Genomic DNA, 8282 nt, shown 5'->3' with positions numbered 1-8282 from the left:
GGCCGCCGGGCCCGTTGCCGGGCCGGGCACGGCCCCGTCCGGCCGCCCGGTCACGGACCCGTCCTCATGCCCGACCACCGGCTGACCCCGCCGGGCCGCCGGGCCACGCCCGGCCTGCGAACCGACGCGCCGAACAGCGTGCAGCACGCAGCGCGCGCCTGCCCCCTGTTGGCGCGCAGCTCCGGCACGTGCGCGCCCGACCGCCGCGTGCCCGGCGGTCAGCCGTCACCTTCACCGCCCTCGGCCAGCACCGCCCGCACCCGCGTCAGGAAGGCGGCGACCGCCTCGGTCACCTCCTCCGCCGTCCAGTCCAGCGCGGGTGCGGCCACCGTGACCTCGGAGACGGCCAGACCGGGCGGCCCCGGCTCCGACCAGCGCCGGAACAGCGTCGTGCGGGTCTCCTCGGCCAGCCGTATCCCCGCCTCGTCCAGCACCCGCGCCGGATACGGCAGCCACACCTGGAACTGGTGGGTGTGCGGCACCTCCGGATGCACCCGGGACCAGGCCACCCCGCCCGCCGTGAACGCCTCGCGCATCGCCCGCGCCACGACCGCCGCATGGGCCACGTACGACGGCAGCCGCGGCAGTTCGCGGTCCAGACCGGCCAGGGCGGCGAGCGCCGTGGGCCATTGCTGGAACAGCTGACCGCCGTACCGGTGGCGCCATGCCGCCGCCTCCGCGATCAGCGTCTCCGGGCCCGCCAGCGCGGCCCCCGCGATGCCGCCGAGCGACTTGTAGAAGGACACGTACACCGTGTCCGCGAGGGCGGCGATCTCCGGGAGCCCGCGCCCGAAGTGCGTGGTGCTCTCCCACAGCCGGGCCCCGTCGAAGTGCACCACCGCCTCCCGCTCCCGGGCGGCCTCCACGACGGCGACCAGGTCGTCCCACTCCGGCAGCACGAAGCCCGCGTCGCGCAGCGGCAGTTCGAGGGCGAGCGTGCCGAAGGGCTCGTCCAGGTCGCGGATCTCGTCGGCGGTGGGCAGCCGTGGCTCGGTGGTCGGCCGCACCGCGCGCAGCCCGCTCACCGTCAGATACGCGTCCCGCTCGTGCACCTCCAGATGGGCCAGCGGATGGACGGCCACCACCGGGTTGCCGGTGCGCCCGGCCCAGGCCCGCAGCGCGACCTGCTGGGCCATGGTGCCGGTGGGGAAGAAGGCCGCGGCCTCCATGCCGAGCAGGTCGGCGACCCGCCGCTCCAGCCTTTCGACCACCCCGTCCCCGTACACGTCCACCCAGTCGTCGAGGGCGCCGTCGAGGTCCGGGGCGGCGGCGGTCAGCGCCGCCAGCCGCTCGCCGATCCGCAACTCCACCGGGCCCCGCACCAAGGTCCGCTCGGAGCCGTGCCAGGCCGCGAGTCTGCGCGCCCGCGCGGCCTGTTCCGCCCCCTCCAGCCCGTCCACCACGCCCACCTCATCCGGCACGTCCACCACATCCCCTTGTCCGCCATGCCCCGATGATGACGCACGGGCAGGCCACCCCCGGAGTTATCCACAGGCCGCGTCGCCCAGCGGCGTTGTCCAGCCGCGTTGTCCACAGGCGCGGGGACGCGCCCCGGCCCGGGCGGAGCACTCGCGTAGCATGGCGGGGAATCGTCCGGTACCCCCTGAGGACTGGAACGGAAGGCCGCAGTCGCGTGAACGCACATCCACTTCCCGAGCCGCGGGACCGCCCGGCCCGGCTGACCGTCGGCGTCGTCGGCGCCGGTCGCGTCGGCCCGGCGCTGGCCGCCTCGCTGCGGCTGGCCGGGCACCGGCCCGTCGCCGCCTCCGGCGTCTCCGACGCCTCCGTGAGCCGGGCGGCCGCCCTGCTCCCCGAGGTTCCGATCGTCCCGCCCGCCGAGGTGCTGGCGCGGGCCGAGCTGGTGCTGCTCACCGTCCCCGACGACGCCCTGCCCGAGCTGGTGGCGGGCCTCGCCGAGACCGGTGCGGTGCGCCCCGGCCAGCTGCTCGTGCACACCTCCGGCCGCTATGGCACCGCCGTGCTGGAGCCCGCCCTGCGGGCCGGTGCGCTGCCGCTCGCGCTGCACCCCGTGATGACCTTCACCGGCACCCCGGTCGACGTCCAGCGGCTTGCGGGCTGCTCCTTCGGCGTCACCGCGCCCGAGGAACTGCGGCTGGCGGCCGAGGCGCTGGTCATCGAGATGGGCGGGGAGCCCGAGTGGGTCGCGGAGGAGTCCCGTCCGCTGTATCACGCCGCCCTCGCCATCGGCGCCAACCACTTGGTCACCCTGGTCGCCCAGGCCATGGAGCTGCTGCGCGCGTCCGGGGTCGAGGCGCCCGACCGGATGCTCGGCCCGCTGCTCGGCGCCGCGCTCGACAACTCGCTGCGCAGCGGCGACGCCGCGCTCACCGGTCCGGTCGCGCGCGGCGACGCGGGCACGGTCGCCGCGCATGTCCAAGAGCTGCGGCGGCACGCTCCGCAGGCCGTCGCCGGATATCTCGCGATGGCCCGTGCCACGGCGGACCGGGCGCTCGCGCACGGGATGCTCAAGCCGGAGCTGGCGGAGAACCTGCTGGGCGTTCTGTCGGATGTCTCGGATGCCCGGGGCCGGGGAGGAGCGGGATCGTGAGCCCGAAGCTGTGGACCAGGCCGAGCCCCGGTGAGCCGGACGTCGAGCTGTTCGCGCGCCGCGCGGACTTCGACGCGGCGCTGGCGCACTTCGCCGTGCCGGGGCGTACGGCCGTCGTCATGACCATGGGCGCACTGCACGACGGGCACGCGTCGCTGATCCGCGCCGCGCGCGCCCGGGTCGGCGCCAAGGGCCTCGTCACCGTCACGGTCTTCGTCAACCCGCTCCAGTTCGGCGCGGGCGAGGACCTGGACCGCTATCCGCGCACGCTCGACGCCGACCTGGAGGTCGCGGCCGCCGCCGGTGCGGACATCGTCTTCGCCCCCTCCGCCGAGGAGGTGTACGGGAGCGGCGAGCCGCGGATACGGATGTCCGCCGGGGCCATGGGCGAGGGCTACGAGGGCGCCTCCCGGCCCGGCCACTTCGACGGGGTGCTCACCGTCGTCGCCAAGCTGCTCCACCTCACCCGCCCGGACTTCGCCTTCTTCGGCGAGAAGGACGCGCAGCAGCTCGTGCTGGTCCGCCGGATGGTGCACGACCTGGACTTCCCGATGGAGATCGTCGGTGTCCCCACCGTCCGGGAGGACGACGGGCTGGCCCTCTCCAGCCGTAACCGCTACCTGTCGGCGCAGGAGCGGGACACCGCGCTGGCCCTGTCCCGGGCGCTGTTCGCGGGGCGGGACGCGGGGCTTGCGGCGGCGCGGTCCGCCGGGACCCCCGCGGGCGGGGACACGGACGGCCTCGTCCAGGTCGGCTCGCCAGGCGCGGTGCGGGCCGCGGCGCGCGCGGTGCTGGCGGAGGCGGCCCGGCTCGAACCCCCGCTCGTCCTCGACTACCTGGACGTGATCGACCCCGAGAGCTTCACCGAGGCACCCGAGGACCACACCGGCGAAGCCGTGCTGGCCGTCGCCGCCAAGGTCGGCTCCACGCGGCTGATCGACAACATCCGGCTGTGGTTCGGAGCGGGCCGGTGAGCGGGCGGATGAGCCAACCGATGAACGAGCCGACGAACGAGCCGACGAACGAGCCGATCAATGAGCCGACGAATGAGCCGATGAACGCACCGCAGCACGAGCCGACCAGCGGGCCCCCGGCCCCCGCCGCCCCGGCCACCGCCCTGCGCGCCCCCGCGCCCGGCTGGGCCACCGAGGCCGACGTCGTGGTCGTCGGCTCGGGCGTCGCGGGCCTGACCGTGGCGCTGCGCTGCGCCGCCGCCGGGGCGAAGGTCACCGTCGTCACCAAGGCCCGCCTCGACGACGGCTCCACGCGCTGGGCCCAGGGCGGCATAGCCGCCGCCCTCGGCGAGGGCGACACCCCCGGGCAGCATCTCGACGACACGCTCGTCGCGGGCGCCGGGCTGTGCGACGAGCAGGCCGTGCGGATGCTGGTCACCGAGGGCCCCGACGCCGTGCGCAGGCTCATCGAAACCGGCGCCCGCTTCGACGCCGACGACGACACCGGCGAGATCCTGCTGACCCGCGAGGGCGGCCACCACCGCCGCCGCATCGCCCACGCGGGCGGCGACGCGACCGGCGCGGAGATCTCCCGCGCCCTGGTCGGCGCGGTGCGCGCGGCCGGGATCGACACCGTCGAGAACGCGCTCGTGCTCGACCTCCTCAAGGACGCCTCCGGCCGCGCCGCGGGCGTCACCCTGCACGTCATGGGCGAGGGCGCGCGGGACGGCGTGGGCGCGGTGCACGCGGGCGCCGTCGTCCTCGCGACGGGCGGCATGGGCCAGGTGTTCTCCGCGACCACCAACCCCGCCGTCTCCACGGGCGACGGCGTCGCCCTCGCGCTGCGCGCCGGGGCGGAGGTGAGCGACCTGGAGTTCGTCCAGTTCCACCCCACGGTGCTGTGGCTCGGCCCGGAGGCCGAGGGGCAGCAGCCGCTGGTCTCCGAGGCGGTGCGCGGCGAGGGCGCCCATCTCGTGGACGCGGACGGGGTGCGCTTCATGGTGGGGCAGCACGAGCTGGCCGAGCTGGCGCCCCGCGACATCGTCGCCAAGGGCATCATGCGGCGGATGCGGGAGCAGGGCACCGAGCACATGTACCTGGACGCCCGCCACTTCGGCGCCCGGATGTGGGAGCACCGCTTCCCGACGATCCTGGCCGCCTGCCGGGCCCACGGCATCGACCCCGTCACCCAGCCGATCCCGGTGGCCCCCGCCGCGCACTACGCCAGCGGCGGGGTGTGGACGGACCTGCGGGGGCGTACGACGGTGCCGGGGCTGTACGCCTGCGGGGAGACGGCCTGCACGGGCGTGCACGGCGCGAACCGGCTGGCGTCCAACTCGCTGCTGGAGGGCCTGGTCTTCGCCGAGCGCATCGCGGCGGACATCGCCGAGCGGCCCTCCATACCGGACCCCATACCGGGTCCCGTACCGGGCCCCACGCCGGAGCCCGCACCGCCGGGCGCGGCCACCGGCGCGTCGGCCCGGGGCGGGGGAGGGGCCCTGCTCGCCCCCGAGGCCCGGTACGCCGTCCAGCGCATCATGACCACTGGCGCCGGTGTCCTCCGCTCCGCCGAAAGCCTCGCCCACGCTGCCGGGCAGCTGGACCGCGTCCGGGAGGACGCCGTCGAGACGCTGCGCCGCGACGGCAAGACGGCCGAGCCCGGCGTCGAGACCTGGGAGGCGACGAACCTCCTCCTCGTCGCCCGGGTCCTGGTGGCCGCCGCGCTCCGGCGCGAGGAGACCCGCGGCTGCCACTGGCGGGAGGACCGCCCCGACCGGGACGACGCGGCCTGGCAGCGGCACCTCCTGGTCACGCTCGGCCCCGACGGCTCGCTCGACGTCCGTACGACGGACTCCGCGGCGTTCCCCTCACCCACCACCCGACCCGAGACGGAGTCCCACCCGTGAGCAGCACCTCCGACGACCGCCAGCAGAGCCCGCCCCGGCCCGCGGCCCTTCCGCTGCTCCAGATCGGCGTCCCGGGCGGCGGCGAGGGCGGCGGCTGCGGCAGCGCCTGCGGCTGCGGCAGCGGCGCCGACGACGGCGCGTACGGGCTCGACCCGATGGAGTGCGGCCTCGACCCCGACCTCGCCGAGCTGCTGGCCGGGGCCGGGCTCGACCCCGTCCAGGTCGAGGACATCGCGCACATGGCGATCGAGGAGGACCTCGACCAGGGCGTGGACGTGACGACGGTCGCCACCGTCCCCGAGGACGCCTTCGCCACCGGCGACTTCACGGCCCGTGAGGCGGGCACCGTGGCCGGGCTGCGCATCGCCGAGGCGATCCTGTCCGTCGTCTGCACGGACGAGTTCGAGGTCGAGCGGCACGTGGAGGACGGCGACCGGGTCGAGCCCGGCCAGAAGCTGCTGAGCGTCCGCACCCGCACCCGCGACCTGCTCACCGGCGAGCGCAGCGCGCTCAACCTGCTGTGCCGCCTCTCCGGCATCGCGACCGCGACCCGCGCCTGGGCCGACGCGCTGGAGGGCACGATGACGAAGGTCCGCGACACCCGCAAGACGACGCCGGGGCTGCGCGCCCTGGAGAAGTACGCGGTGCGCTGCGGCGGCGGCGTCAACCACCGCATGTCGCTGTCGGACGCGGCGCTCGTCAAGGACAACCACGTGGTCGCGGCGGGCGGCGTGGCGCAGGCGTTCAGCGCCGTACGGGCCGAGTTCCCGGACCTGCCGATCGAGGTGGAGGTCGACACCCTGGACCAGATCACGCCGGTCCTGGAGGCGGGCGCGGATCTGATCCTGCTGGACAACTTCACCCCGGAGCGTACCCGCGAGGCGGTCGACCTGGTCGCGGGCCGGGCCGCGCTGGAGTCCTCGGGCCGTCTGACGCTGGCCAACGCCCGTACGTACGCGGAGACGGGCGTCGACTACCTGGCGGTCGGCGCGCTCACCCACTCGTCCCCGATCCTGGACATCGGCCTGGACCTCCGCGATGCGGGGTGACTGAACCATGCTGCTGACCATCGGCCCGCCCGTCGCCCCGCCCACCACCCCAGAACTCGCCCCCTGCCGTGAGTCCGACCGGAAGCGGTGTCGCCCATGCTGCTGACCATCGACGTGGGAAACACGCACACCGTCCTCGGCCTCTTCGACGGCGACGAGATCGTCGAGCACTGGCGGATCTCCACCGACGCCCGCCGCACCGCCGACGAACTGGCCGTCCTGCTCCAGGGCCTGATGGGGATGCATCCGCTGCTCGGCGAGGAGCTGGGCGACGGCATCGAGGGCATCTCGATCTGCTCCACCGTCCCCTCCGTCCTGCACGAGCTGCGCGAGGTCACCCGCCGCTACTACGGCGATGTGCCGTCCGTCCTGGTCGAGCCCGGCGTGAAGACCGGCGTGCCGATCCTGATGGACAACCCCAAGGAGGTCGGCGCCGACCGGATCATCAACGCGCTGGCGGCCGTCGAGCTGTACGAGGGCCCGTGCGTGGTCGTCGACTTCGGCACCGCGACCACCTTCGACGCGGTCAGCTCGCGCGGCGAGTACGTGGGCGGCGTGATCGCGCCCGGTATCGAGATCTCGGTCGAGGCGCTGGGCGTGCGCGGCGCGCAGCTGCGCAAGATCGAGCTGGCCCGCCCCCGCAGCGTGATCGGCAAGAACACCGTGGAGGCCATGCAGTCCGGCATCCTGTACGGCTTCGCGGGCCAGGTCGACGGGATCGTCCGGCGCATGGCGCGTGAACTGGCCCAGGACCCCGAGGACGTGACGGTGATCGCCACCGGCGGTCTGGCCCCGATGGTGCTGGGCGAGGCCTCGGTGATCGACGAGCACGAGCCCTGGCTCACCCTGATCGGCCTGCGGCTGGTCTACGAGCGCAACGTCCAGCGCGGCTGAACGGAGCTGAACGGAGCTGAGCAGAGTTGAACAGCGCTGATCCGGCTGATCGGCGCTGATCGGGCTGTTCGGCTCCCGATCGCGCTTAAAACGCCGTTCACCTGCGAACTCGGCGGTATTGGCGGCATTACGAAACGAATTCCGCGCGCTCTTCATCGCGCTGTTCATTCGGCAGGGCGCCGGTGAGGGCACTCCAGCGAGTGCCGAGGCGCAGTCGAGGAATGCCGTCCCGCCGAATTCGGGACTGACAAGCGGAACCCGCCCGGCCGCTGCCCGCCCCTGCCCGGAGACGCCCCGTCCGAACTCCGGACGGGCACCGCACGGGCACCGCACGGACTCCGGGCGGACTCCGGTGCGGCGGCGGTCCCACGCCCCGGCTCCCACCGCCGAATGGCCGCCCCCGCAACGCGCCGCACCGCCCGCCGCTCAGCGAAATTTGTCCGCTTAGCACTTAAAGTCCTCCCATGCCCACGCCCTATGGATCCCGCGGCGGAATGGCGTTCAGTGCGGATGAGCTGCGTGTGCTCCGACGCGCCCTCGCCATCGCCCTCCAACCCGAACCCGTCACTCCCCCCGGCCCGCTCGGCCCGGACCGGGCGGAAGAGGTCCAGGACTGTTTCCGGCTCGCCGAGGCCGTGGACGAGGCGGTCCGCGAGGGCGGGCGGCTGCGAGCGTTCCTGCTCGACGAGCTGGCCCGCTACCGCGCCGCTCTCCCCGGCGCCGCCGTCGGCTATCTGGAGCAGCTCGAGGCCGCCCTGGCGGCCGGTTACGAGCCGCTCCCGGAGGACCTGGCCGCGCTCCGCGCGCTGTGCCGGGCCACCGTGTCGGACGGCGAGGCCGCGCGCCGCCGCGCGCTGCTGGGCCACTGCGAGCGCCTGGCCGAGCGCTGCGTACGCGCCCGGCTCGCGAC

7 protein-coding genes are annotated in these 8282 nt (G+C 74.9%); 6 read left to right on the top strand and 1 reads right to left on the bottom strand.

Translation table 11 applies throughout. The features are described from left to right. Positions 1-218: 218 nt before the first annotated feature. Complete coding sequence (locus EEJ42_RS37205) at positions 219-1427, bottom strand: threonine aldolase family protein (protein WP_425473017.1); 1209 nt, start codon at positions 1425-1427, stop codon at positions 219-221. 206 nt (positions 1428-1633) lie between these two features. Here EEJ42_RS37205 and EEJ42_RS37200 point away from each other — a divergent pair, with 206 nt between their 5' ends. From EEJ42_RS37200 to EEJ42_RS37175, 6 genes are all read left to right on the top strand, one after another. Further along, positions 1634-2569, top strand: coding sequence for a Rossmann-like and DUF2520 domain-containing protein (locus EEJ42_RS37200; RefSeq protein WP_123106602.1), 936 nt, complete (start codon positions 1634-1636; stop codon positions 2567-2569). Next, positions 2566-3543 (top strand): pantoate--beta-alanine ligase, encoded by a 978-nt coding sequence (panC, locus tag EEJ42_RS37195; protein ID WP_123106601.1) that lies wholly within the window; start codon positions 2566-2568, stop codon positions 3541-3543. Before EEJ42_RS37200 ends, panC begins: the two co-directional genes overlap by 4 nt. Before the next feature lie 80 nt (positions 3544-3623). After that, the gene (locus EEJ42_RS37190; RefSeq protein WP_123106604.1) at positions 3624-5429 is read left to right on the top strand and encodes an L-aspartate oxidase; all 1806 of its coding nucleotides are present in this window, start codon (positions 3624-3626) and stop codon (positions 5427-5429) included. Next, the gene (gene nadC / locus EEJ42_RS37185) at positions 5426-6478 is read left to right on the top strand and encodes a carboxylating nicotinate-nucleotide diphosphorylase (protein WP_123106600.1); all 1053 of its coding nucleotides are present in this window, start codon (positions 5426-5428) and stop codon (positions 6476-6478) included. The genes EEJ42_RS37190 and nadC overlap by 4 nt, the downstream gene beginning before the upstream one ends. Positions 6479-6574: 96 nt before the next feature. Next, positions 6575-7372, top strand: a complete 798-nt coding sequence (locus tag EEJ42_RS37180) for a type III pantothenate kinase (RefSeq protein ID WP_009716893.1) — start codon at positions 6575-6577, stop codon at positions 7370-7372. A gap of 464 nt (positions 7373-7836) precedes the next feature. Further along, the coding region (locus EEJ42_RS37175; protein ID WP_123106603.1) for a hypothetical protein at positions 7837-8282 on the top strand (446 nt) is incomplete at its 3' end.

Source organism: Streptomyces botrytidirepellens, assembly GCF_003721215.1.
Lineage (GTDB): Bacteria > Actinomycetota > Actinomycetes > Streptomycetales > Streptomycetaceae > Streptomyces > Streptomyces himastatinicus.
The sequence above is the reverse complement of the archived record's forward strand: the minus strand, read 5'-3'. Positions and strand labels throughout refer to the sequence as shown.

Excerpts from the sequence above, each read along its gene's own strand:
- EEJ42_RS37180 (WP_009716893.1), top strand. The coding sequence starts at position 6,575 with ATGCTGCTGACCATCGACGTGGGAAACACGCACACCGTCCTCGGCCTC.
- EEJ42_RS37190 (WP_123106604.1), top strand. The coding sequence starts at position 3,624 with ATGAACGCACCGCAGCACGAGCCGACCAGCGGGCCCCCGGCCCCCGCC.